At 55.3% G+C, this 24,245-nt stretch carries 22 protein-coding genes and 1 pseudogene; 7 read left to right on the plus strand and 16 right to left on the minus strand.

The window, feature by feature from the left end; all coding sequences use genetic code 11:
* Positions 1-59: 59 nt before the first annotated feature.
* The gene (locus DS901_RS08375) at positions 60-1,880 is read right to left on the minus strand and encodes an ABCB family ABC transporter ATP-binding protein/permease (RefSeq protein WP_113776462.1); all 1,821 of its coding nucleotides are present in this window, start codon (positions 1,878-1,880) and stop codon (positions 60-62) included.
* A gap of 64 nt (positions 1,881-1,944) precedes the next feature.
* On the minus strand, positions 1,945-3,126 hold the full coding sequence (locus DS901_RS08380) for a LysM peptidoglycan-binding domain-containing protein (RefSeq protein ID WP_258546680.1): 1,182 nt from the start codon (positions 3,124-3,126) through the stop codon (positions 1,945-1,947).
* A 111-nt stretch (positions 3,127-3,237) separates the two neighbouring features.
* On the opposite strand from DS901_RS08380, the gene DS901_RS08385 reads away from it, so the two are divergent.
* Positions 3,238-3,795: a TIGR00730 family Rossman fold protein gene (locus DS901_RS08385; protein WP_113776463.1), complete on the plus strand. Its 558-nt coding sequence runs from the start codon at positions 3,238-3,240 to the stop codon at positions 3,793-3,795.
* Here DS901_RS08385 and rarD read toward each other — a convergent pair.
* The 4 genes from rarD to DS901_RS08405 all read right to left on the minus strand — a co-directional run bounded on the left by rarD (position 3,732) and on the right by DS901_RS08405 (position 7,592).
* Positions 3,732-4,670 carry an EamA family transporter RarD gene (gene rarD, locus DS901_RS08390; RefSeq protein ID WP_113776464.1) on the minus strand — a complete coding sequence of 313 codons (939 nt, stop codon included), beginning with the start codon at positions 4,668-4,670 and terminating at the stop codon, positions 3,732-3,734. The genes DS901_RS08385 and rarD overlap by 64 nt on opposite strands.
* Positions 4,667-5,644 carry a threonine ammonia-lyase gene (locus DS901_RS08395; protein WP_113776465.1) on the minus strand — a complete coding sequence of 326 codons (978 nt, stop codon included), beginning with the start codon at positions 5,642-5,644 and terminating at the stop codon, positions 4,667-4,669. The genes rarD and DS901_RS08395 overlap by 4 nt, the downstream gene beginning before the upstream one ends.
* 110 nt (positions 5,645-5,754) lie before the next feature.
* Positions 5,755-6,723 (minus strand): hypothetical protein, encoded by a 969-nt coding sequence (locus DS901_RS08400; RefSeq protein ID WP_113776466.1) that lies wholly within the window; start codon positions 6,721-6,723, stop codon positions 5,755-5,757.
* A 269-nt stretch (positions 6,724-6,992) separates the two neighbouring features.
* Positions 6,993-7,592 (minus strand): superoxide dismutase, encoded by a 600-nt coding sequence (locus tag DS901_RS08405; RefSeq protein ID WP_113776467.1) that lies wholly within the window; start codon positions 7,590-7,592, stop codon positions 6,993-6,995.
* Between the two features lie 214 nt (positions 7,593-7,806).
* On the opposite strand from DS901_RS08405, the gene DS901_RS08410 reads away from it, so the two are divergent.
* Positions 7,807-8,904 (plus strand): Hint domain-containing protein, encoded by a 1,098-nt coding sequence (locus DS901_RS08410; protein ID WP_113776468.1) that lies wholly within the window; start codon positions 7,807-7,809, stop codon positions 8,902-8,904.
* An 8-nt stretch (positions 8,905-8,912) separates the two neighbouring features.
* Here DS901_RS08410 and DS901_RS08415 read toward each other — a convergent pair.
* The 5 genes and pseudogenes from DS901_RS08415 to DS901_RS08435 form a co-directional block, all read right to left on the minus strand.
* A pseudogene (locus tag DS901_RS08415) lies at positions 8,913-9,861 on the minus strand (agmatinase).
* Positions 9,862-9,938: 77 nt separating this feature from the next.
* Positions 9,939-10,505 carry a sarcosine oxidase subunit gamma gene (locus DS901_RS08420; protein ID WP_113776469.1) on the minus strand — a complete coding sequence of 189 codons (567 nt, stop codon included), beginning with the start codon at positions 10,503-10,505 and terminating at the stop codon, positions 9,939-9,941.
* Positions 10,498-13,563, minus strand: a complete 3,066-nt coding sequence (locus DS901_RS08425) for a sarcosine oxidase subunit alpha family protein (RefSeq protein ID WP_113776470.1) — start codon at positions 13,561-13,563, stop codon at positions 10,498-10,500. The genes DS901_RS08420 and DS901_RS08425 overlap by 8 nt, the downstream gene beginning before the upstream one ends.
* Positions 13,560-13,889 carry a sarcosine oxidase subunit delta gene (locus tag DS901_RS08430; protein WP_113776471.1) on the minus strand — a complete coding sequence of 110 codons (330 nt, stop codon included), beginning with the start codon at positions 13,887-13,889 and terminating at the stop codon, positions 13,560-13,562. Before DS901_RS08430 ends, DS901_RS08425 begins: the two co-directional genes overlap by 4 nt.
* A 49-nt stretch (positions 13,890-13,938) precedes the next feature.
* The gene (locus DS901_RS08435; protein WP_113776472.1) at positions 13,939-15,183 is read right to left on the minus strand and encodes a sarcosine oxidase subunit beta family protein; all 1,245 of its coding nucleotides are present in this window, start codon (positions 15,181-15,183) and stop codon (positions 13,939-13,941) included.
* Positions 15,184-15,371: 188 nt separating this feature from the next.
* Between DS901_RS08435 and ccmI the strand changes: the two genes are divergently transcribed.
* The 3 genes from ccmI to DS901_RS08450 are packed head-to-tail and all read left to right on the plus strand — an operon-like array spanning position 15,372 to position 17,307.
* Entirely contained in the window at positions 15,372-16,568 is a 1,197-nt protein-coding gene (gene ccmI / locus DS901_RS08440; RefSeq protein ID WP_113776473.1) for a c-type cytochrome biogenesis protein CcmI, read from the plus strand.
* Positions 16,565-17,041, plus strand: coding sequence for a Holliday junction resolvase RuvX (gene ruvX, locus DS901_RS08445; protein WP_113776474.1), 477 nt, complete (start codon positions 16,565-16,567; stop codon positions 17,039-17,041). The genes ccmI and ruvX overlap by 4 nt, the downstream gene beginning before the upstream one ends.
* Positions 17,038-17,307 (plus strand): DUF1289 domain-containing protein, encoded by a 270-nt coding sequence (locus DS901_RS08450; protein WP_113776475.1) that lies wholly within the window; start codon positions 17,038-17,040, stop codon positions 17,305-17,307. The genes ruvX and DS901_RS08450 overlap by 4 nt, the downstream gene beginning before the upstream one ends.
* On the opposite strand, the gene DS901_RS08455 is transcribed toward DS901_RS08450, so the two are convergent.
* The 3 genes from DS901_RS08455 to DS901_RS08465 all read right to left on the minus strand — a co-directional run bounded on the left by DS901_RS08455 (position 17,264) and on the right by DS901_RS08465 (position 20,302).
* The gene (locus DS901_RS08455) at positions 17,264-18,337 is read right to left on the minus strand and encodes an ABC transporter ATP-binding protein (protein ID WP_113776552.1); all 1,074 of its coding nucleotides are present in this window, start codon (positions 18,335-18,337) and stop codon (positions 17,264-17,266) included. The genes DS901_RS08450 and DS901_RS08455 overlap by 44 nt on opposite strands.
* 67 nt (positions 18,338-18,404) lie before the next feature.
* Entirely contained in the window at positions 18,405-19,523 is a 1,119-nt protein-coding gene (locus tag DS901_RS08460; RefSeq protein ID WP_113776476.1) for a DNA alkylation repair protein, read from the minus strand.
* Positions 19,523-20,302 carry an SDR family oxidoreductase gene (locus DS901_RS08465; protein ID WP_113776477.1) on the minus strand — a complete coding sequence of 260 codons (780 nt, stop codon included), beginning with the start codon at positions 20,300-20,302 and terminating at the stop codon, positions 19,523-19,525. The genes DS901_RS08460 and DS901_RS08465 overlap by 1 nt, the downstream gene beginning before the upstream one ends.
* Positions 20,303-20,395: 93 nt before the next feature.
* Here DS901_RS08465 and DS901_RS08470 point away from each other — a divergent pair, with 93 nt between their 5' ends.
* Entirely contained in the window at positions 20,396-21,358 is a 963-nt protein-coding gene (locus DS901_RS08470) for a Hint domain-containing protein (RefSeq protein ID WP_113776478.1), read from the plus strand.
* On the opposite strand, the gene DS901_RS08475 is transcribed toward DS901_RS08470, so the two are convergent.
* Together DS901_RS08475 and DS901_RS08480 are read right to left on the minus strand one after the other, a co-directional pair.
* The gene (locus DS901_RS08475) at positions 21,355-21,912 is read right to left on the minus strand and encodes a hypothetical protein (RefSeq protein WP_147249884.1); all 558 of its coding nucleotides are present in this window, start codon (positions 21,910-21,912) and stop codon (positions 21,355-21,357) included. The two genes, DS901_RS08470 and DS901_RS08475, sit on opposite strands and share 4 nt — an antisense overlap.
* A gap of 35 nt (positions 21,913-21,947) precedes the next feature.
* Positions 21,948-22,559 carry a hypothetical protein gene (locus DS901_RS08480; protein ID WP_113776480.1) on the minus strand — a complete coding sequence of 204 codons (612 nt, stop codon included), beginning with the start codon at positions 22,557-22,559 and terminating at the stop codon, positions 21,948-21,950.
* A gap of 87 nt (positions 22,560-22,646) precedes the next feature.
* Between DS901_RS08480 and DS901_RS08485 the strand changes: the two genes are divergently transcribed.
* Entirely contained in the window at positions 22,647-24,245 is a 1,599-nt protein-coding gene (locus DS901_RS08485) for a peptide chain release factor 3 (RefSeq protein WP_113776481.1), read from the plus strand.

The raw sequence follows: 24,245 nt of genomic DNA on the forward strand, positions 1-24,245 counted from the left end.
GATATTGTGTGGAGTCTCCTTATCAGTAGGGGCAGTCTTCGCGCATTGCAACCGCTGTATTAGGCCGCATTCTCTTCGGATTGGCGGTTCCACAACAGCGCGTAGCGCCCCGCTATGGCCAACAATTCATCGTGCTTGCCCTGCTCGACAATGACCCCGTTTTCTAACACCACAATTTGATCCGCATCCGCAATGGTCGACAGGCGGTGCGCGATGGTGATCACGGTGCGGCCCTTCCCCATTGCTTTCAACTCGGCCTGAATTTCCATCTCAGTCTGGGTATCCAGCGCCGATGTCGCCTCGTCCAACAAAAGAATTGGCGGGTTCTTGAGCAATGTCCGAGCAATGCCCACACGCTGTTTTTCTCCGCCGGAAAGTTTCAACCCGCGCTCTCCGACGCTGGTCTGATAGCCATCGGGCAGACTGATCACAAAATCGTGGATTTTAGCCGCTTTAGCGGCCGCGATGATTTCATCCTCACGCGCGCCGGGACGGCCATATGCGATATTATAATGAATGGTATCGTTAAATAGCACCGTGTCCTGCGGCACCACGCCAATTTGCGCATGCAGGCTTTCTTGGGTGACATCGCGCAGGTCTTGCCCGTCGATTTTCATCGCGCCGCCGTTCACATCGTAAAAGCGAAACAACAGCCGCCCGATAGTCGATTTACCCGACCCAGAAGAGCCGACAATCGCTACCGTTTGGCCCGGTTCAGCCGTCAGATTGATACCCTTCAGAATCGGACGCGCGACGTCATAGCCAAAGGCAACGTCATGCAATGTAACCTGACCGCCATTCACATCCAGCGCAGGCGCGTTTGGTTTGTCTTGCACCTCGGCTGGTTGTTCAAGCAGATCAAACATATCGCCCATATCGATCAGCGCTTGACGAATTTCGCGGTAGACCGTGCCAAGGAAATTAAGCGGCATGGTGATCTGGATCATATAGGCGTTAACCATGACAAAATCGCCCACGGTCAAAGTGCCGGTTTGCACCCCAATTGCCGCCATCACCATCACGGCGACAAGACCGCTGGTGATCAAAACCGACTGACCAAAGTTCAAGAATGCCAGTGAATAATTAGTGCGCACAGCCGCTTTCTGATATTCGGCCATGGCCGCGTCGTAGCGGTCAGCCTCCCATTTTTCGGCACCAAAATATTTGACGGTCTCAAAATTCAGCAGGCTATCAATCGCCTTTTGGTTGGCGTCGGTGTCTTGTTCGTTCATTATTTTGCGAATTTTCACGCGCCATTCAGTCACCTTGAACGTGAACAGAATATAGAGCGAAATCGTCACAAAAACGACGGCCAAGTACCAGACATCAAACAAGAAAAATAAAACCGCTGCGATCATCAGCAACTCGAGGATCAGCGGCCCGATGCTAAACAATAAGAAGCGCAGTAGGAATTCGACGCCCTTGACACCACGCTCAATGACCCGGCTTAACCCGCCTGTTTTGCGCATGATATGATAGCGCATCGAGAGGTTGTGAATATGGGTAAATGTCTCAAGCGCGAGCTGGCGCAGCGCACGTTGCCCCACGGGCGTAAACACCACGTCACGCAGTTGCTGAAAGCCCACGGTCATCAGCCGCGCGATCCCGTAAGACAGTGTCAGCCCAACCGCGCCAAACCCTAAAAATGCAGCAGCGGATGCACCTTCGGGGGCCAAAGTATCGACCGCTTGTTTGTAGAATAGCGGCGTTGTGACCGCGATCAGCTTGGCCGTGAACAAAATCGCCAAGGCCAGCACAACCCGCCGCTTAACCCATGCTTGGGATTGCGGCCACAAATAAGGCACGACGCGCCGAATAACATCCCAGCCCTGCACTTTGGTATCATCAAGGTTGGCTGATGTTGTCGCTAAATGACGCATGTTGGCACTCCGGCTGGCGGCCCCTACTTAGGCTGCACCCGGCCTGATTACCAGCGGCCTTTGCCTATTGGCTGACCTCGGGCATCCGAAAAATCTGCCCCGGATAAATCAAATCAGGATCACGGATCAGGTCGCTATTCGCCTCGTAGACTTGTACATAGTAGACACCGTTACCTAGGCTTTCTTCCGCAATCGCCCAAAGCGTCGCACCCGGCTGTACGGTCCGCACCGCAACCTCAAACCCGTCCGCGCCGGTTTCTTCAGCCAAAACAGCGGCCACATCCGCAGCTTCTTCGCGCTTAAACGGTGTTTCCAGCCGCGATACCACATCGCCCGCGTTATCGACCTCATCAACGCGCAACGTATAGATCCCAGTTTCAATTTCTGGCAGGTCAATTTGCCAATCGCCGCCTTCGGTCACCGGTGAGGTCGTCACAGGTTCATTATCAAGGTAAATTTGCACTGCACCATCGCCCACCGCACGACCTGACAATTGCACTTCGCCTTCGGGGTCATAGGTAATTGCGTCCAACCCGACATTTGGCGCGGGAAGCTCTGGACCAGATTGCACAACGCGCACCCCTTGCGCATCGGCCTGAAGCACTGTTGGCGCTGCTGGACGTTCAGGGGCCGCAATCGGCGCAGCAGCGACTTCGGGTGCTGCGGGTGCCGCTGGTGCAGCAGGCTGGGTCGCACTGCTGGTTTGCGTAGGTGCGGCCGTCGGTGCCTGCGGCGCGGCTATTTGGTTTGGCAATTCGGGCACTGCAAGCTGTGCCACAACGGGCGCAGGTGCGGCGATCGGGGCCACGATATAGCTGGTTTCAGACCGCAGCGCCGCCGCGTCTGGGTCCGCAACAAGCGTCAGGCTGCGCGGCGTATCCGACACGCCCGCCATCGGCAAAGCCACGAAATTGCCGGCGCCATCGGCCGTCACGCGCTCTAATTCGGTGCCACCAAGCATGATCGCAATCTCTTGTCCCGGATCTGCGCGGCCTGCAATCACCATAGCCCCATCCGTTTCAACACGAAACGTATCAAATTGAGGGCCTTGGGGTGCTGCGGGTTCTTCTGGTGTGACTTGCGCGATCTCTTCAGCTGGGGCGGCGTTTGCCGGGCTGTCCACCTGCGCGATTGGATCAGAGGTTTCGCGTTCAGGCCCGAACAACAAGCTAACCGCCCAGACGGCGACAAGGGCAATCGCGCCAAGCGCAAGCCGCACAACTTTAGATTTGGATGCTTCGGTCACGTCTTTTCCCCTCACAGGCCATTGTATTCGGCGCCCCCACCGCACATGGTTAGGCCACCGTAACCACGCCACATTCGGGCGTCAAAGCGAAGCTGCACAAAAAGGGTCCTTATGTCTACATTTCCAAAATCTGTCTGCGTCTATTGCGGCTCGCGCGATGGGGTGTCCGCTGCCTATGCAGACGCCGCCGAAGCCACAGGCAAAATGCTGGTACGCAACGATTGGCGCTTGGTTTATGGCGCAGGCGATGTGGGCTTAATGGGGCGGGTCGCAAACGCGGTGCAAGCAGCGAACGGGAAAACCTTTGGTGTTATCCCAACGCATTTGTTGGATTGGGAGGTCGGTAAACGCGATCTCGATAGCTTTGTCATCACCGAAACCATGCATGAACGTAAAAAAGTGATGTTTATGAATGCCGACGCGGTTGTGGTTTTACCGGGCGGCGCAGGATCACTGGATGAATTTTTTGAAGCGCTGACATGGCGACAGCTGAATTTGCACGCCAAGCCGATTGTCTTGCTGAATATTGACGGGTTTTGGGACCCGTTGTGGGGACTACTGGAACATGTCGTGACGCAAGGATTCGCAGGCGATGATATCTTGTCCTATGTCACTATTGTGCCCGATGTCGCCGCGCTTGAAACCCGTTTGCGCGAGGCCCTTTCCTGACGCAAGGCCGTAACGGAATAGATAATCACCCCGCCCCATATCATCGGAAAAGCGATCATATGCACGGTGCCGAATGGTTCAGCAAAGATAAGCACCGCAACCAAAAATTGCAAAGTGGGATTGATATAAAACGCGATGCCGGTTGTCGCCATTGACACCCGGCGCGCGCCATAGCTGAACATCAGAAGCGGGATAGATGTGATCGGCCCCGCAAACATCAGCATCAAGCTGTCGGATAGGTCGTTGCCAAATGCACCGCCTGCCCCACTACGGAACCCTTCGAACCCGGCAAAATGCACACCGACCAGCCAGATGATCCCCAGCGGTAGAACAAGCGTCACCTCGGCGGCGACCGTCAACATTGGTCCGGCCGTGATACCCTTTTTGATCAACCCGTATACAGCAAACGTACCTGCCAACGAAAGCGCAACAATCGGAACGGTCCCAAGCCCCACGGTCAACACCGTGACCGCCGTAAGCGCCAGCCCGATCGCCAGCCACTTCAGCGTGCTTAAGGTTTCCCCCAAGACAAAGCGACCGATCAAGACCGCCAACATAGGGTAAATATAATAACCGACGCTTGCCTCGGTTGACCGATCAATTTGCGATGACAGGATAAAGATAAACCAATTCGCCGATACCATCAGCGCCGCAAGGGATATGACCGTAAACTTTGTGCGAATCAGCTCGAACATCTGTTTCATGCGGCCTTGGATCAGCAAAATCGCCGCGAAGAATACAAAGGACCAAAGCGCCCGGTGCGACAACACCTCTAGCGGGGGCACATGCGACAAGGCCTTATAATATATCGGCGATAGCCCCCAGATCACACAGGTCGCGATGATGGCAATGATCCCTTTGCCAGTTTCCGTCATTGAGCCAAAGCGCCCATCAATTCTGCATATCGGGTCAACGAAATATTTGATCCGCAGGCGATGATCCCAACATGACGTCCCGTCAAATCGCCTGACAACGGCCCCAGCACAGCCGCCAAAGACGCAGCACAAGCAGGTTCGGCGGTGATCCGTAGATTGCGTTGATAGTAGTTCATCGCGTGCCGCATCTCATCATCTGCGACCCGCACGATCCGGTCCACATATTTGGCGGAAACCCCATAAGAATAAGGCATCGCATAGGGTGCCCCAAGGCTATCTGCAATCGTATCGATATTAGCCAACGTGGCAGGTGCACCGTTGGCAAAGCTTTGGTACATACTATCCGCGCCAAAGGGTTCAACCCCAATGACTGTTGCTGATGGGTTCAACTGCTTAATCGCGCACCCCATGCCCGAAATCAGCCCGCCGCCGCCGATCGGGACGACATAGGTATCAATCTGCGGGGCTTGGCGGTGGTACTCGGCCCCGCAAGTCGCGGCTCCCAATGTCATATGCGCGCCTTCAAACGGATGCATCAGGGTGCGCCCTGCATCCGCGCAGGCATTCATCGCGGCGAATGCATCGGCCATGGTATCATAGAGCTCAACCGTCGCGCCCAGCGTCTCGCAGCCTGCGATCCGCGAAGGATCAACTGCGCGGGGCATGCAAATAAGCGCATCGACACCGGCAGCCTGTGCAGCCCAAGACACTGCCAATGCGTGATTGCCACCGCTTGCGGCAACAACGCCGGCGGCGCGTTGATCGGCGTCAAGCTGCAGAATACCAAGATAGGCCCCGCGCGCTTTAAACGATCCTGCCTGTTGAAACAGTTCCAGCTTAACCGTCACACTTGCGCAGTCAGGCAAGACGTTTTCCCAGCGCGCCGCGGCCAATGGGAGGACGGGCGTTTTCAGCAAAACCCCGTCTAACTGCTTGGCAGCCGTATCAATTGCCGACAGATTTGGAATGGACATCACACACCGATTTTGGAGAGTTCAGGCGACTATTTCACGGCCCCTATTCATTGTCTACACGTGAAATGAACAGGGCCGTAAGGCGGCGCGGTCATAAACAACATAACACATTATTTTCGCATATTATTTTTAGCCATACGCGCACGCAAAAGCGCACCGATATCTTGCTGATCACGTTCCCTTTTTGCTTCATTTTCCGCGCGTTCCGCCTGCGCCTGATGGGCGCGTCTTTCATAGCTCAATGCCGCCCCCGCGCATTGCAAACAAAACACCCAAATCGCAAACATGATGGCCCCCGACACAATCACCGCGTGGCGCAGGGTAAAGACTGCATCTTTTTTACCAGCCAAAATGAAAATCACGTCGTCCAGCTTTTCACGCAGGACCGTCGAAAAATCCAGAAACGACACGGCCCCTTCTACAAAATACCCTGTCGCCGCCGTAAGCCCGGTAATCATCAGCATCAATAAAAACATGATGCCAAAACCGGCGCCAAAACCATCAAAGTTCGAAAAACTGATCCCCTTTGGGTTTGTTCCCGCCACAAAGTTTGCAAGTGCCGGCAGCAAAGCCGCGCGCATGGCCATAACGATAAGACTGCTGAGCAACGACACAAACGTCAGCGTGCCCAAAGCAATGTCTGTCGAAAGCTGACCAACTGGACCATCAGGGGCATCAGCGGCGCTGATCCCGAGCTGCCCAGAAACGACAAAGGCCGAAACACTGGTCACAACCACAAGCAAAGCCCCCACAGTGACCGTTTCAAACAGTCCGTAACCAGCCGCGCCCGCAAACAGCCGTTGTTGTGAGTTTTTGGTAGCAAACCCAAGCGACCGCAGGCCAAATCGGATCCCAATCAAATAGGGATGCATCGAAATCATCGCGAACATAATGGGGACCACAATCGCAAACACGAGGATCCCAAGAAAGCCGATCACCGGAATGCCCAGCATCGCGGGAAATGTGCCAAACACAAAGAAAAGCGTCATCGCCGTGTAGGCGACAATCCAAAAAGGCAGCACAAGCACAAACCGCCACAGGATCGAAAACGACAGAGGAATACTACGCAATAAAAGCAAAGAAAGCTCCTTTCAAATTGGTTGCGACACGGCGCACAAATACGGGCGCTGCACGGATCAGCGCAGCGGCGAGTATTGTCTGTGTCGGGTGGCGCCTGCGCGCAAAAAACGGCGCGGCACGGGCTAGATGCGCATGATATGCGCTTACAAAAATTGTTTGGTTAGAATGATCTAGCTATATAGATATAGGAACGCGCAGTGATGTTTTCAAGACAAAGGCCCGCCGCGAGATACGCGACGGGCCTTTTCGATAGCTTTAAAAGCGAAAGTTACAGGCGGCCTGCAACATTTTCCCAGTTCACCAGATTGTCCAAGAAATTGGTCAGGTAAACAGGGCGTTTGTTGCGGAAATCGATGTAATAGGAATGCTCCCAGACATCGCAGCCCAGCAGCGCAGTTTGACCAAAGCAAAGCGGGTTCACGCCGTTTTCAGTCTTGGTCACTTTCAGCGCGCCGTCAGTGTCTTTGACCAACCAGCACCAGCCTGAACCAAACTGGCCAGCACCAGCGGCAGAAAACTGCTTTTTGAACTCATCAACAGAACCAAAGCTTTCAACCAATGCTTTTTCTAGCTCAGTTGGGATCGCATTGCCATTTGGGCCCATCATTTCCCAGAACTGGTTATGGTTCCAAAGCTGAGAGATGTTGTTGAAGATGCCGTTTTGCGCAACCGAGGTTGCGTCATACGTGCCGGTGATGATTTCTTCGAGGCTCTTGCCTTCCCACTCAGTACCCGCAATCGCCGCGTTGCCATTGGTGACATAGGCGTTGTGGTGCAGGTCGTGGTGGAATTCGAGCGTCTCAGCGGACATGCCTTTGGCGGCAAGTGCGTCGTGTGCATATGGAAGATCAGGAAGTTCAAAAGCCATGGTGCTCTCTTTCTGCGTTGCGAATTTATATAGTGATACATGTCACATGGCAGGCAGAGGTCAAGCCCGTGATGAAACAACGCAGTCCAACATACGAGCAAAAGTAATCAAAATTTGATAAATGGCCCCTAAACTATACTTTTGAATACCTTTCATGCTGCGCAAAACGGTTTAAAATCTGGAACAGAGACTATCGACGCCGAAGGATCAACAGATGGCACTGACAAACCTGATCATCAATGGTGACTTTTCAAGCAGCACCAATAATAGTGCAACCGGCTGGTCCGGCACCGACATTGAGACACGCGTGTCATCGGTCTACATTTCAGGGACAGGCAACAGCCGCGTTGCCGAACTTAATGGTGGCACCGGGAACGTGACCGTCATGGAACAGACATTCACAGTCGACAGCGCACGGGACGCAGACTTAAACTTTGACTATGCGTTGCGTGACAGTGGGACACTGGGCGTTGACGGATTCAAAGTCGAGGTCTTGGACAGCAATGGCGTCGTTATATTCACGCAAGATATCGTACCAGACGTGCAATCGACCTATATTGAATTCTCAGATGTGGTGACGTTCCCTGCCGCAGGTGACTACACGATACGGTTCACCGAAATCGGCGACAATGCCGACGGATCTGGCGCCCTTTTGGACAATGTTGAACTTCTTGTTTGTTTTTCCGGTGACACGCTGATCAAAACACCGACCGGATATGCTATGGCCCGTGATTTGAAAGCCGGGCAATTGGTCATAACACAGAATGGACGCAAACCTATCCGTTGGATTGGACGCCGTACCGTTGACGCTGCGATGATCGATGATGATGCACGTTTCTTGCCTGTGCGTATCTGTCAGGGCGCGCTGGGCAACGGACTGCCAACCCGTGATTTACTAGTTTCACGCCAGCACCGCGTCATGGCCCGGTCTCCGATCGCACAACGCATGTTTGGGCAGGCCGAAATATTATTGGCCGCGATCCGGTTAACAGATTTGCCTGGAATTTACGTTGATACGTCTATCCGCGAGATCGATTATTTCCACTTTCTTCTAGACGAACACGAGGTGCTTCTGGCCGAGGATGCCCCCGCCGAAACATTGTATTTGGGCGACCACGCCAATGCCGCACTTGGCGATGATGCGGTTGCAGAAATCGACCTGATTTTTCCAGGCCTACGCGCCCGCCACAGTGAGGCCCTGCCCGCACGCGCAGTTCCAACCCGCGAAAAGCAGATCCGTTTTATGTCACGCGTTGTCAAAAACGCGCGCCCCGTATTGGAAGACTTCACCCAAAACACAGGTGAGTGCTAAAATTCGGTTCAGCGGGCACTGCGGGCATGAAAGATAAAGCCCAAAAAGTTCAATAGAATCTGCGCGGCCAAGACCTGTGTACTTTCGGTGGGGTCATAGGCTGGGGCAACTTCGACCAGATCGATGCCCACGACATCACCGCGCTGCGCCAATCCTTGCAAGATTTCGAGCACATCATAGTACAAGAACCCCCCGTGGCTTGGTGTCCCTGTGCCGGGCGCAATAGAGGGGCAAAAGGCGTCGATATCAATCGTGACGTAATAGCGCGCACCAGCGGGAATTCGGTCAAGCACGGCTTGCGTGCCAAGCTTGCGCACATGGCGCACTGACAAAACATCAGAGCCGCGCGCGCGCGCATCTGCGTAGCCTTCTTTGGCGGTTGATGACACATTGCGAATGCCCAATTGGGTCATGCCCGACACGTAATCTTTTTCAATGGCGCGGCGCATTGGATTGCCGTGCCCTGCGGTCACCCCGTGGCGTTCATCGACGAAATCTAAATGCGCATCAATTTGCACCACATGGATGTCGCCGTTTTTCGCGCAATCATCTGCAAAGGCGTTGATACAAGGAATGTTGATCGAATGATCCCCGCCGATGGTGACAGGCAATGCGCCCGCGGCCAAAATCTTTTCCACGCCGTAAGCAATATTGGCGTGGCTTTCTTCGGTTTTGGTGTGGATGATATCAGCATCGCCTATATCGACGATCCGCACGTCTTCGGCGAGATAGGTCGCGTCATCCTCAAAATCATAGGCACCTGCATGGCCAAAGCTAAACAGGGTTGATGCCTCGCGCACCGGGCCGCCACTGCGTTCCAAAATCGAACGGAGCCCCCAACACGGCGACATCCGCATCAATCTGATCCCAATCCGCGACATAGGGTTTCTTGCCAAAGGTCGAAATCCCCACGAACGGAAGATTCAACCGCCCTGCATCATAGCCGTGTTTTGTCATGTGATGCCCTTATGCTTTCTTTCAGCCAGCTTGCCTGAAATCTGCGTGACATCAGGGCATGAAACGGCGGCCGCCCGTTAGTCGAAATAGCCCACAGGCCCCGCTTTCGCTGACATCGCCAAGAGATCAAACGCGTAATCCGCGACCGAACGGAAACAGATCACTTCGATCGTGTCTGCATCACGCATCCAAAACGCAGCGGCCACTTGGCCGATATGCGAGCGGCGGAATTCACCGGGCTGAAACGCTTCGGGGTGCAGATCGACGGGCGCAAGTTTTGCAATCACTTCACGTGCAAATGCGCCTTCAACGGTGATCAACGCCCGTGCGTCTGATACGTTTTCAGCCAAATGGTGTTTCTTTTTAAGCGTCTTAGCAATCTGGGCAAGCGCGTCATTCACCTCTGCATAGGGCACCAGGATCAACAGTTCATCTGGCGACATCCAGCACAGGCCTTTTTCGCCAACGCAATTGGCTTGGCCCACGGCTGGGAAATTCACGCCGGTCAGCCCGGTGCAGACGGATTTGATTTTACTGTCGCTTAGGTCGCCGCGCAGGGTGATCATGCCGCGCAGGCCCGCCTCGCGGATCGTGACTTCTCCGGCGGCGATCTTGCCATTCAAGGCGCTGACTGCATTAGACATTTTGCTTTGCCCCTTCTTTGTCATAGAACACCGGATCAACGATTTTGGCGGCGATCGTGGTGCCATCGACCTTGTTGAATTCAATCACTTCACCCATGCGGTCAGGGCCATTATGGACCAAACCCATCGCGATACCACGATCAAGCGTTGCTGAATAATAGGTCGATGTCACACGGCCTTGAGTCGCTATTTGAGCATTCGCGTTTGCACCAACATCACGATGATCGGTCCATTCAAGCGTCTCATCGTAGCGACCGGTATCAAAATCAATCGCATAGGCACCATCAGGCAACACAGACCCATCGACAGTTTCCAGCCCCACCAGCTTCCAGCGGTTCGGATCGGCCATATGGCTGCGCAGGTGCGCGCGTTTGCCCAGGTAATCCTCTTTCTTCTTGGACAGCGCCCAATTCAGGTTCAAATCCTGTGGGATCACTGTCCCGTCGGTTTCATCGCCAATCATGATAAAGCCTTTTTCGGCACGCAGGATGTGCAAGGCCTCGGTCCCATAGGGCATGACGCCGAATTCTTCCCCTGCGGCCATCAACGCATCCCAGAATGCAGCACCCTGCCCGGCTGGCACGGCAACCTCGTACGACAATTCACCCGAGAAACTGATCCGGAACACCCGCGCGTCGAATTCACCAATTTTCCCGGCTTTCCACTGCATGAACGGCAGCGCTTCGGCGGATAGGTCCATATCGCCGCCCAATTTTTGCAGCAGTTTGCGCGCCTTTGGCCCGACAACCGCGATCTGCGCGTATTGTTCGGTGACATTGGCAACATAGACCTGCATGTCCCACCATTCGCATTGCAGCCAGTCTTCCATATGGGCGTGAATGCTTTCGGCACCGCCTGTGGTGGTGTGACAAAGCCAAGTGTCATCATCCATGCGCACGACAACACCGTCATCCATCAAGAACCCATTCTCTGAGCACATCAGCCCATAGCGGCATTTCCCAACGTGCAATGTGGACATCATGTTGGTGTACATCAAATCAAGGAATTTACCTGCGTCCGGCCCTTTGACGATCAGCTTACCGAGCGTCGACGCATCCAACAGGCTGACGTTTTCGCGTGCATTGCGTACTTCGCGGTTTACTGCGTCATGCACCGTTTCATCGCCACGGATATAAGTATAGGGCCTGCGCCATTGGCCGACAGGTTCGTTATCAGCACCGTTCGCGTTGGACCATTCGGACACCGGGGTCTTGCGGACCGGTTGGAACAGATCATCACGCGCAGCACCCGTAATCGCCCCCATTGAAATAGGTGTATATGGCGGGCGGAACGTGGTCGTGCCCACATTCGGGATATCCGCGTTCAATGATTGCGAAAGGATCGCAAGACCGTTGATATTGCTTAGCTTCCCTTGATCCGTCGCCATACCCAGCGTGGTATAGCGTTTGGTGTGTTCGACGCTTTCAAAGCCTTCTTGGGCTGCAAGCTGCACATCCGAAACTTTTACGTCATTTTGGAAATCAAGCCATGCCTTAGACCGCAACGCGTGTTTGGCACCTTGCGGCATTAGCCAGACGGGGGAAATCGGGCCTTCTTCGGTATCTGCGCCAATCGGCGCTTCTGACCCGCGTTTGCTATGGCCAGCCACATTTGCTGCAGCACGCCCAGCGGCCCAACCGTCGCCAACGACCTCGGCGCAAAATAAATGCCCATTGGCAGTGCCTGCGGTGATCACAAACGGCTGCCCGTCTGCGCCTGTTGGCGGCTTTTCATGATCAGGGCGGAACATAACCTGATCCGCGTCCCAAATCAGTTTGCCACCGCAATGCGACCAGAGGTGCACAACAGGTGACCAACCGCCCGACATCGCAACGCAATCGCATGCGATGTCTTCTAGCACGGCACCTTCGCCGGCTTGCGCGCAAATCCCTACCGATTTAACCCGCTTGCCGCCTTTAACTTTGGCGATACCTTTGCCCAGTTCAACCCGAATGCCCAATGCGCGGGCCTCATCGATCAACGGGCCTTCGGCGTTTGGACGTGCATCAATGATCGCGGGAATATCAAGCCCGGCCTGTTTTAGGATCAGCGCCGTGCGGTACGCGTCATCATTGTTGGTGACAACAACCGTACGGTCGCCCATCGAGACGCCAAAGTTCACTGCATAATCACGGACCGCAGCCGCCAAAACCACGCCCGGGATATCATTTCCCGCGAATGACAACGGACGTTCAATTGCGCCCGTTGCAGTGATGATCTGCTTGGCACGAATGCGCCAGAGGCGGTGGCGTGGGCCGTCTGCATCCGGTGTATGATCAGTTAACCGCTCATAGCCCAGCGCATAACCGTGATCATAAACGCCAGCGCCCATACAACGCAAACGCAGCTCAACATTTCGCATATTTTCAAGCTCTTGCAGCGTAGATTTAATCCACTTTTGCGCAGGAATTTCGTCAATCACTGGCGTATCGACGACAGCACGACCGCCCCAATCCGCGGTTTGTTCCATGATCAGAACACGCGCGCCGGCCTCACCCGCAGCGCGCGCCGCAGCAAGCCCGGCAATACCACCGCCGACCACAAGCACATCAACATGCGCGTGAAAATGTTCGTAGGTGCTGGTATCGCGGTCCTTGGGTGCGCGGCCCAGACCCGCGGATTTACGGATGATCGGTTCATAAACATGTTTCCAAAATGCGCGTGGATACATGAACATTTTGTAGTAAAATCCCGCGGGCAGGAACCGCGAGAATGCCGTATTAATTGCGCCCACGTCGTATTCAAGACTTGGCCAGTGGTTTTGTGATTGCGCCGTCAAACCATCAAAAGCTTCGGTTGTTGTGGCACGTTGGTTCGGTTCGAACTGTCCGCCCTCGCCCAGATTAACCAGCGCGTTCGGCTCTTCTGCCCCAGCACCGACGACGCCGCGTGGACGGTGATATTTGAACGACCGGCCCATCAGCATTTGGTCATTGGCGAGCAAGGCCGAAGCCAGCGTATCGCCTTCAAACCCACGTAGATTTTTACCATTAAACTTGAATGATACCGATTTGTTTTTGTTAATCAAACGGCCCATGTCGGAAAGACGGGTGCTCATTTAAAATTCCCCCATGACCAACCGGGACGCTGCGCGGATATGGCATCTTTGATATCTTGTGGTGGTTCCAGCGTCTGCGCCGAATAGGTGCCGAACACTTGTAAAGTCGTGGTGCACCGCGCGGCCAAAAACCATTTACCGCAACCGTAGGCATGGCGCCAACGCTCAAAATGCACACCCTTGGGGTTTTTGCGCATGAATAGGTAGTCCTCGAATGCATCATCGGATGCGCCCGGCCCTTCGCGTTTGAGATGGGCTTCGCCACCTGCTTGCAAATCAGTTTCATCGGCGTCCACGCCGCAATAGGGGCAACGAAGGGTCAGCATTGGGAAACCTCGGGCTTAGAAAAATTGTATGTGCGGGCCGTGTTCAACATCAGTGTGCCACCCCTGCCGCGACGCTTTCGTCGATGAACTTACCTTCACGGAAACGGTACATGCTGAATTCATCTGTGAGCGGAGATTCACCTTTGGCCATCAGTTCGGCCATCGCCCAGCCGGACCCCGGGATCGCTTTGAACCCGCCAGTGCCCCAACCACAATTGACGAAGATACCATCAACCGGTGTCTTTGATAGAATAGGTGATCGGTCGCCCGTTACATCGACAATACCGCCCCATTGGCGCAGCATTTTTAGGCGTGACACCATTGGGAATGTCTCAACCAATGCGCGCACGGTTTCTTCGATATGGTGGAACGACCCGCGTTGGGTGTAGTTGTTAAACGCGTCGGTACCGCCGCCGATGACCATTTCGCCCTTGTCGGATTGGGACATATAGCCATGCACGGTGTTCGCCATCACGACCACATCCATGCAAGGTTTAATCGGCTCTGACACAAGCGCCTGTAGGGCCACCGATTCAACAGGTAGCCGGAAGCCCGCCATTTTCGCCATGACACCCGCGTGCCCGGCAACAACCATGCCCAGTTTATCGCAGTCGATTGGCCCTTTTGAGGTATCAACGCCAACAACCTTGCCGTTTTCCTGACGGACACCCGTGACTTCGCATTGTTGGATGATATCCATACCCATATCCGAACAGGCCCGCGCATAGCCCCATGCCACCGCATCGTGACGCGCGGTGCCGCCGCGTTCTTGGTAAAGCCCGCCCAAAACAGGGTAGCGCGGCCCGTCGATATTCATAATCGGGCACAGTTCTTTAACCCGTTGCGGGCCGATCCATTCTGTCTGAACGCCTTGCAACGCATTGGCTTGCGCCGTGCGTTGATAGCCGCGAATTTCGTGCTGGGTTTGGGCAAGCATGATCACGCCGCGCGGGCTGAACATCACATTGTAGTTCAGGTCTTGCGACATGGTTTCATACAGGCTGCGCGCCTTTTCATAGATCGCAGCGGATGGGTCTTGCAGGTAATTCGAGCGGATAATGGTCGTATTGCGCCCGGTGTTCCCACCGCCAAGCCAGCCTTTTTCCAGCACTGCAACGTTTGTGATGCCAAAATTCTTACCTAGATAGTAAGCCGTGGCGAGCCCATGCCCCCCTGCGCCCACGATAATTACATCGTATTTCTTCTTGGGTGCGGGTTTGGCCCAGGCGCGGTCCCAACCGGTATGTTGGCGCATAGCTTCACGGGCGATGGCAAAGGCGGAATAACGTTTCATGCGATCATCGATTCCCTGATTTGTCGGACGAGCTTATATTCTAACTGGACCCATCGCGGTGCCAAGAGGATACTCTCAGCGGCGTCTGGCTGCTATTTTGCGACATCACCCCTGCCACGTGGTCGCAGTCCCCTTTCCACAGCCGCCTGTGATGGTTATGTCAGCGTGACGTTATTTAGGTGGATAGCATGATTTTCTGGCTCATTTGTGTGGTGTTAACTCTTGGGGTTGCCGGTGTTCTGGCAGCGCCATTGTTGCGGACGGCCCAAACCGAAACGGTCAACCCCGATATCGCGGTCTATAAGGCCCAGCTTTCAGAAATCACCCGCGACCTTGAACGTGGCATCCTGCCCGAAGCAGAAGCCGAACGCGCGCGCGCAGAAATCGCGCGACGGCTTTTGGCGGCCAACAAAGAAGTCACCACAACCCCGCAATCAGGAAGGGCATCGCCGCTGCTTATGGGGGGAATTGCCATCGCGATTTGCGCTTTTACATTTGGCACCTACGCGTACTTGGGCGCACCGGGCTATGATGATCTGCCGCTAGAAGCCCGGATCGCAACCAGCGACGAGATGCGCGAAAGCCGCCCCAGTCAAGCCGCACTTGAGGCGCTCGCCCCACCGCGGGTTCCTGTTGATGCGCCGCAAGATTTTATGGACGCCATGGAGCAGCTTCGCACCATCGCCCCCATGCGCCCTGACGATCCCGAAGCATGGTCGCGCCTTGCCTATTACGAAGGTGAATTGCGTAATTTCGCCGCAGCGGCGGCGGCGCAAGCCCATCTGCTGGACATATATGGAGCAGAAGCCACGATTGATGAAATGCGCTTGCTTGTTGATTTTCAGGTCGCCGCCGCCAACGGGTTTGTCTCACCCGAGGCCGAGGCCGTCATTCGCATAATCCTTGACCGCGACCCGCAAAACATCGGCGCGCGCTATTATCTGGGGTCGCTTTATAACATGACGGATCGCCCCGATTTCGCCTACCAACTGTGGCGCGATTTCGCAGAGAATGGCGATCCGAACAGCTTTTACGTTACTTCTGCGCGCGCACAAATCGAAGACGCCGCCTACCGCGCTGGAATCGATTACAGCTTGCCCGAAGTGCGCGGCCCCTCTGCCGCTGACATTGCCAACGCGGAAAGCATGACCGAAGAAGACCGCACCGCGATGATCAACGGGATGGTTGCCGGGCTCGCAGAACGTTTAGCCTCTGAGGGCGGTCCGGCCACTGACTGGGCGCGGTTGATCACGGCCTACGGCGCACTAGGCGAGACGGACAATGCACGCATGGTCTGGGTTGAAGCCCAAGAGGTGTTTGGCGCGAATGCGGATTCAATGGCCACCCTGCGTGATGCGGCGCAAACGGCGGGGCTGCTAGAATGATATGTGAGACACCGCAAGAATTCGCGGCGGCAATCCCCGCATACGGGGCGCTCGCGGGGCTCGATTTAGGCACTGTCACCATTGGGGTCGCCGTGTCCGATTTAATGAAATCCGTGGCGACACCGTTGGAAACGATCAAGCGCAAGAAATTCGGCGTAGACGCGGCGAAGCTTTTGGAAATTACCACGGCGCGCCAGATCACGGGGATCGTGTTGGGCCTGCCGATGAATATGGACGGATCAGAGGGACCGCGCTGTCAGGCGACACGGGCATTTGCGCGCAATCTTGAACGGCTGACCGACTTACCGATCACATATTGGGACGAACGGCTATCGACCGTCGCCGCCGAACGCGCACTACTCGAAGCAGATACATCACGCCAGCGCCGCTCCGAAGTCATCGATCACGTTGCGGCCGCCTATATTTTGCAGGGGATGTTGGACCGTCTGGGCAATCTGCGAGCAGCAACATGACCGATGACATCTGGGCGCGTGATGAAATCGAAAGCCCCTGCATCAAGATTTGCGTCATTCACCCGCAAAGCAGGCTTTGCACTGGCTGCCTGCGTACGATTGATGAAATTGGTGCATGGTCGCAAATGGGGCCGGATGCGCGGCGGGCGGTTTTGGATGAACTCGAAAGCCGACGCAGCCAAATCACCAAGCGGCGCGGTGGACGGTCTGCACGTGTTGCGGCTAGTCGTGCGGGAACACAAAACACCGATCCCGACGGATCATAATCCAAAGCGGCGTGCCGATTTGTGGCAAGAAGACCGACGGCACGCTGGCCTGTAAAAGCGATCCATCATAATCCATCCGCAACGAAACCAAGCTTGACGCACCAACAAACCGCGCGCGCTCAACCACGCCGCGCGCAGGCGCGCCATCTCCGGCAGTAGGGTTTGGTCCGTGTCCGGCCCGATCAAAATCGATTTTCAAGTGCTGCGGGCGGATCACAATATCGACCTCTGTGCCATCAGGCACGCCAGGGGCCAGAAACTGCCCAAAGGGTGTTTCAGTCAATGCGCCCTCAACTGTGCCCGTGATCACATTGATATCGCTAAAAAATGCCGCCGCCTTGCGATCCACAGGGGTGTTATAAATATTATAGGGCGCGCCTTGCTGCACGATTTTGCCATCACGCATCAACGCAATTTCATCAGCCATACGCATGGCTTCGCCCGGTTCGTGGGTGACTAGCAGCACCGCAGTGCCCTCACCCTTGAGAACCTCAAGCGTTTCATCACGGATTTCATCGCGCAACCGGTCATCAAGGCCGGAAAAGGGTTCATCCATCAGCATCATTTGGGGACGGGGAGCCAAGGCACGCGCCAATGCGACCCGCTGCTGTTCGCCACCTGACAATTGATGCGGATAGTCGTCGATGAAACGGGCCATGCCGACCTTTTGCAAAAGCTCTTGCACACGCGCCGCCGCGTTTCGGTCACCGCGCAGACCAAACGCAACATTTTGCCCAACACTCAGATGCGGAAACAGCGCAAAATCCTGGAACATCAACCCGATTGAGCGCCCTTCTGGCGGGACACGAAAAACCGTATCGCAAACAAGATGGCCGTCAACATGGATGGTGCCGCTGTCTTGCATCTCGACGCCGGCAATGATGCGCAGCGTCGTGGATTTCCCGCACCCTGATGGGCCCAGCAAACAGGTCACCTGCCCCGGCATCACGCTCAGGCTCAGGTCGTCGACAACCTGCCGCCCGCCAAAGGATTTGACGATATTCTTGATCTCAAGGCGGGGGGTCAGCATAAGGCGCGCAATCCCAGACGGAAACATTGGTTCTCCGCACCTAGCAAGCACGGCCGATCAGGGCAAGCTAATGCAAAGCGAAATCGCGGCTTTGGACGATCTTCCCATTGATTTGCACGTGAAGACGGTGGGCACCGGGATGCAGGCGAAACGTCGTGGCATCGCCTTTGAACTTATGTTTCTTGCTGATTACGATGGGCACGCCCGCTTTGGCCGACACCTGCTTACATTTGAACACTTTGGGAGAAGTTTTGCCCTGCGCCTTCACAAAGTCCATGACGTAATCGATGATCAGCGGCGCATCTTCTGCCGCCTCCACGATAAAAGAAATCGCTGCTGTCTCATCAATTTGGATGGGATTGGGCGCAATGGTAAGTTGCGTCACTGTGACACCCACATCTGGCCGATATCCCAAGTGCAGCATCGCCGCTGGGTGCCCGGCTTTCACCAAACCGCGCAAAGCATGTCTGCGCATATAGCTTAATTCAGGCGTGGTCTGCGCGGCTTTGGTTTGCCAATCGGACAATCGCCCAATCACGGCGTCCGGGTCTTTTTTGCTGATGTCGTTCAAATGGTTCGCGACCGATCGGGTCACAAAGCGTGTATTGTCCGCGTGCAGCTGGTCCAACAACGGAAGGGTCTGCGCCGTATTCACCCCAATCCCCTGCCCCCAAGGTAAATTGGGTCGCGTCCCTTCGGAAACGAGCCTGCGCACGTGATAGCTGTCATGCTTGACCCAATCATGCATGCGTTCCAACGTCGCGGCTTCATGCGTATTCAAGAATGCGCGTATAGAATATTCCATTGAAAATCGTTGGGTGATCTGCGCAATCAGGTCGAGGCTTAAATCGCGGTGATCGGTGATCCCCATGGTTTCAACAACCACACCCAAAGGGGCATAGATAAAATGCCCAAAATCATCGTCGGATTTAGTCGGATCAAGCGCCGGAGGCAAGGCAGCCAAAATAGATTCTGCCGCAGCCGGAAAGTTATTGGGCAAGTAGCGCACTAAAACCTCGGCGATCCAATTGATCCGCGCCTTCAGTTCAAGCGGGCCCATCTGCGCCAATACGTCGCGGGTAAAGGGGGCGGCTTCAAAGACGCCCGCCTTTTCAAAGTGATCGCCCAAACGACCAACCGTTTCAGGATTGAACAGTTGGTCTTTCAGGCTAAACCCTTGTGCCATTAGATCGTCGCGTTCAGCGCGCCGCCATCAACTACAAGGTTTTGACCAACGATAAAGCCCGCTTGGTTTGAACATAAGAACGCACATGCCGCACCAAATTCAGCAGCTGTGCCGTACCGGCGCGCGGGAATTGTTGCTTTGCGTTGGGCAGTTGCGGCAGCGATATCAATGCCTTGTGCCTTTGACACGCCAGCATCAAGGCTTGCGGCGCGATCGGTAGCATGAATTCCCGGCAACAGGTTGTTGATGTTTACACCGTGTTGCGCGACCTGACGTGAGGTGCCTGCAACAAAACCTGTCAGCCCAGCGCGCGCTGAATTCGACAGGCCAAGCGCCGGGATCGGCGCCTTAACAGACCCCGATGTGATGTTCACAACGCGGCCCCAGCCACGGTCGATCATTCCGGGCATCAATGCTTTCATCAGTGCAATCGGGGCCAGCATATTGGCGTCCAAAGCGGCGATAAAATCGTCACGGTCCCAATCAGACCACATCCCCGGAGGCGGCCCACCCGCGTTGTTCACCAAGATATCAACGTCGCCTGCAGCAGCAAGCAAGGCCGCGCGCCCTTCTTCGGTCGCCACATCAGCAGCGACAGTGGTGACATCGACGCCATATTTACTACGGATATCTGCTGCGGTCGCCTCTAGAGCCTCTGCCCCGCGCGCGTTCAATACCAGATCAACGCCTGCTTCAGCTAGCGCCTCTGCGCAGCCGCGCCCCAAACCTTTTGATGACGCACATACCAACGCGCGTTTGCCCTTAATTCCCAGATCCATCCGTTTTCTCCATCGGTGATTTATCGCACTCCTATCACCGCAAGTTCACCGGGTCTATTCCCTTCTAAAACTGTCACGTATACCAATACGGATATGACTGACCACAAGCTGACCATAGACGTCTACCGCGCCGAAGATTTCACCGTATCCGAAGGCGTGCGCATTGGTGAACCGCTGTCGTTTGCAGATGATTTGCTAATGGACGACCAGTTTCAGATGGGCGCGGACGCGGACATATTTGGTCTTACGCTGCTTGACGATGGGCATACGCTACGGCCCACAGCGAGGCCCGATAACCTCGTCCATATTGATTGTTGCCTGACGCTAATCGCGCCAGACGGTGGCACGCACGAGGCAGTCGTACTTGTCGAGGTGACAGGTGATCTCATCGCCGGTGTGCATGTGCTTGCGCTTGGCGATTTTGTGCCTGCGACGGATTACCGGCTAATCGGAGTCGAACGCCACAGCGCCACCAAACGGTTCGCGCAATCTGCTGGGGGCTCTTTCGCGCGCGGCACGTTAATCACGATGGGGAATGGCATGATGCGCCCCATCGAATCCCTTGCCGTTGGTGATGAAATATTAACCCGCGATAGCGGCAAACAACCGCTCCGTATGATTGGGCAATGCACATTACGCGCCACCGGGCGTTTTGCCCCGGTCGTAATCACCAAAGGCACGCTGCACAATGAAAACGATTTGGTGCTGCGCCCCGATCATCGGCTTATGGTTTACCAAAGGGCCGACTACCTTGGGGCGGGCCGCCCAGAGGTTTTGATCAAGGCCCGCCAGCTTGTCGATGGCACATCTGTCGTACGCCGCAAGGGCGGATTTGTGGACTATTTTCAGCTCATTTTGGACGAGCACTTCATCATTTTTGCCGAAGGGATCGCCGCCGAGTCGCATCTTGTCGACCCGCGCAGCCGTGCCGTGCTATCGACAAATATTACCCCCAAGAACCATACCCCACGCGACCCACAAGACTACGAATTTCAAGGTGATATTACGCCAAGCGCCGATATTGCTCACCTGCTACGACGCGCATCGCGTGGCTAGGGTGCCTGTTGACCCACAAATGTGCCATCAAAAATATCGACGGCGACGCCTTGGGTGATATCTCCAAAGACCACGCCTGCGATCCCCTCCCATTGCGCGCCATAAAAATCGCCTGCGACCGTGCCATCGATGCTGTAAATCGTCCCGCCTTCATCCACTGCGCCGCCGATGTTCGCTGTGAACTGATAGTCGAGGCTGGGTACCGCGCCAGGGTTCATTGCCCCGTTGTCGATCTGCAATGTGCCCGTCAAGGATATCGCATCCGAGGCTAAATCCGTCACGCTGCCCGTCACCGGGGTTCCGCCTGCGTCAAAGCCCAAGGTGACGTCAAACGCGCCCTCAAACGTTTGCGCTGTCCCGTCAATCGGCAAATCAAGCTGAATGAGCCCTGCATAGGCCGCACTGCCTTGCGTCGGCAGATCACCAGCCGGGGTCACGCCAAGCCCGGTCACCTCATCGTGCACCCCAACAAAACCCGCAGGAGCAGTTTCTCCCCCCGCGCCCCCGCCGCCACAGGCGGTCAGCATCCCCCACATGATCCAATGATACTTCATCGCATCAAATTGCGCGCAACATCGTTAACGTGAGGTTAAGGCGGCGGGGGCGTTTCTGCGACAACGACCAATGTCGCGTTTATGAGGCCGTCATTATAAATCACCTCGGCCTCAAGATCAGAGGTGGTTAAAGCAGCCATCGGATCCCCTAAGAAGGCGCCAGTCATGGTGCCATCAAATACCAATGTGTTAGTCCCTTCGGTCAGCACCCCGCCGTAGTCGAGCGAAACATCCGTCGCGATACGCCCCGCGTCAATGGCAATTTCACCTGCATAGTCAACAACTTCACCCGTCGCGTTCGTGCCAAAAAACGCTGACATCGCCCCTGTCGCATCGCCTGTGTCAAACCCAACCGTAACAAGTGTATCACCATAAAGCACAAGCGGTGCGCCCGGGTTTTCAACCCGTATCGTCGCGAACCCATCAAAATCTGCCGCCCCTGTCACCGGAATGGCGGCATCAGGCGTTGGAGCCATTCCAATCGCGCCTGTTTCCACGTCACCTAATACCCGAACGCGCTGCGCATCAAATGCATCCAAACGGGCAACACGCGGATCGATCCCAGAGCCGGGATCATCACCGCCGCCACCGCCGCCGCAACCCGCTGCAAGCAAAACCAACGCAAGACAAAAAATCTGTAATTTCATACATCCCATTTAGACAACAAAACCCGAAGCAATCGTTAAGCGCGCAGTGGATTGCCCTTTGCTCGTCAACCGCATAAAGCATGCGCCATGACAAATCGCCTTGACCTGCCCGCTGAAATTGCCCGTCGCCGCACCTTTGCGATCATTTCGCATCCTGATGCGGGCAAGACGACATTGACCGAAAAATTCCTTTTGTATGGTGGGGCCATTCAAATGGCCGGACAGGTGCGTGCCAAAGGCGAAGCACGCCGCACGCGGTCCGACTTTATGCAGATGGAAAAAGATCGCGGGATCTCGGTTTCGGCGTCGGCAATGTCCTTTGACTTTGAACAGTATCGCTTTAACCTTGTTGATACGCCCGGTCACTCTGATTTTTCCGAAGACACTTACCGCACGCTGACAGCTGTCGATGCGGCGGTGATGGTGATCGACGGGGCCAAAGGAGTGGAAAGCCAGACCCAAAAACTATTCGAAGTTTGCCGGCTGCGCGACCTGCCGATCTTGACCTTTTGTAACAAAATGGACCGCGAAAGCCGCGATACGTTCGATATTATTGACGAAATTCAAGAAAACCTTGCAATTGACGTGACACCAGCCTCTTGGCCGATCGGCGTTGGGCGCGAGTTTATCGGCTGCTACGATATCCTGCGCGACAAGTTGGAACTCATGGATCGCGCGGATCGCAACAAGATTGCCGAAAGCATCCAGATCAGTGGGTTGGACGACCCCAAACTAGCCGAACATGTGCCCGCCCATTTGCTTGAAAAATTTCTGGAAGAAATCGAAATGGCAAAAGAGCTGCTTCCGGCATTGGACCCAGAGGCACTGCTGAACGGGTCCATGACCCCGATTTGGTTTGGCTCTGCGATGAACTCCTTTGGCGTCAAAGAACTGATGGACGGCATAGCAACATACGGCCCACAGCCACAGGTGCAGTCGGCGCATCCGCGTGATGTCGCACCAGAAGAACCCAAAGTCGCGGGCTTCGTGTTCAAGGTGCAGGCGAATATGGACCCCAAACACCGCGACCGCGTGGCCTTTGTGCGATTAGCCTCCGGGCATTTTCATCGCGGCATGAAGCTGACCCATGTGCGTGCAAAAAAGCAAATGGCGATCTCGAACCCTGTTCTGTTCCTTGCCGCTGATCGCGAATTGGCTGAAGAGGCTTGGGCAGGTGATATCATCGGTATCCCCAACCACGGGCAGTTGCGCATCGGTGATACATTGACCGAAGGTGAAGACATTCGTGTGTCCGGCATCCCGTCATTCGCGCCCGAATTGCTACAATCATGTCGCGCGGGCGACCCGATGAAGGCCAAGCACCTTGAAAAAGCGTTGATGCAATTTGCCGAGGAAGGTGCTGCGAAAGTGTTCAAACCCACCTTTGGGTCAGGCTTTATCGTGGGCGTTGTCGGTGCGTTGCAGTTCGAAGTGCTCGCCAGCCGGATCGAATTGGAATACGGGCTACCGGTCCGGTTTGAACAATCCCAGTTCACGTCTGCCCGCTGGGTGACAGGCGACAAAGACGCCGTTGAGAAATTCAGCGCGTCCAATAAGCAGCACATCGCGACAGATAACGACGGCGACACCGTGTTTTTGACGCGTTTGCAGTGGGATATCGACCGGGTTGGGCGGGATTACCCTGATGTGTCTTTGACCGCTACTAAAGAAATGATGGTCTGGTAA

The sequence above is a fragment of the Loktanella sp. D2R18 genome (assembly GCF_003318235.1).
Classification (GTDB): Bacteria; Pseudomonadota; Alphaproteobacteria; order Rhodobacterales; family Rhodobacteraceae; genus Yoonia.

Bases quoted from the DNA above. Each gene is read 5' to 3' on its own strand.
- DS901_RS08480 (WP_113776480.1), bottom strand. From the start codon at position 22,559: ATGAAATTACAGATTTTTTGTCTTGCGTTGGTTTTGCTTGCAGCGGGT.
- DS901_RS08465 (WP_113776477.1), bottom strand. From the start codon at position 20,302: ATGGATCTGGGAATTAAGGGCAAACGCGCGTTGGTATGTGCGTCATCA.
- DS901_RS08375 (WP_113776462.1), bottom strand. From the start codon at position 1,880: ATGCGTCATTTAGCGACAACATCAGCCAACCTTGATGATACCAAAGTG.
- DS901_RS08405 (WP_113776467.1), bottom strand. From the start codon at position 7,592: ATGGCTTTTGAACTTCCTGATCTTCCATATGCACACGACGCACTTGCC.
- DS901_RS08485 (WP_113776481.1), top strand. From the start codon at position 22,647: ATGACAAATCGCCTTGACCTGCCCGCTGAAATTGCCCGTCGCCGCACC.
- DS901_RS08470 (WP_113776478.1), top strand. From the start codon at position 20,396: ATGACTGACCACAAGCTGACCATAGACGTCTACCGCGCCGAAGATTTC.
- DS901_RS08425 (WP_113776470.1), bottom strand. From the start codon at position 13,563: ATGAGCACCCGTCTTTCCGACATGGGCCGTTTGATTAACAAAAACAAA.
- DS901_RS08420 (WP_113776469.1), bottom strand. From the start codon at position 10,505: ATGTCTAATGCAGTCAGCGCCTTGAATGGCAAGATCGCCGCCGGAGAA.
- ruvX (WP_113776474.1), top strand. From the start codon at position 16,565: ATGATATGTGAGACACCGCAAGAATTCGCGGCGGCAATCCCCGCATAC.
- DS901_RS08430 (WP_113776471.1), bottom strand. From the start codon at position 13,889: ATGCTGACCCTTCGTTGCCCCTATTGCGGCGTGGACGCCGATGAAACT.
- DS901_RS08455 (WP_113776552.1), bottom strand. From the start codon at position 18,337: ATGCTGACCCCCCGCCTTGAGATCAAGAATATCGTCAAATCCTTTGGC.
- DS901_RS08450 (WP_113776475.1), top strand. From the start codon at position 17,038: ATGACCGATGACATCTGGGCGCGTGATGAAATCGAAAGCCCCTGCATC.
- DS901_RS08395 (WP_113776465.1), bottom strand. From the start codon at position 5,644: ATGTCCATTCCAAATCTGTCGGCAATTGATACGGCTGCCAAGCAGTTA.
- DS901_RS08385 (WP_113776463.1), top strand. From the start codon at position 3,238: ATGTCTACATTTCCAAAATCTGTCTGCGTCTATTGCGGCTCGCGCGAT.
- DS901_RS08410 (WP_113776468.1), top strand. From the start codon at position 7,807: ATGGCACTGACAAACCTGATCATCAATGGTGACTTTTCAAGCAGCACC.
- DS901_RS08460 (WP_113776476.1), bottom strand. From the start codon at position 19,523: ATGGCACAAGGGTTTAGCCTGAAAGACCAACTGTTCAATCCTGAAACG.
- DS901_RS08475 (WP_147249884.1), bottom strand. From the start codon at position 21,912: ATGAAGTATCATTGGATCATGTGGGGGATGCTGACCGCCTGTGGCGGC.
- DS901_RS08435 (WP_113776472.1), bottom strand. From the start codon at position 15,183: ATGAAACGTTATTCCGCCTTTGCCATCGCCCGTGAAGCTATGCGCCAA.
- rarD (WP_113776464.1), bottom strand. From the start codon at position 4,670: ATGACGGAAACTGGCAAAGGGATCATTGCCATCATCGCGACCTGTGTG.
- ccmI (WP_113776473.1), top strand. From the start codon at position 15,372: ATGATTTTCTGGCTCATTTGTGTGGTGTTAACTCTTGGGGTTGCCGGT.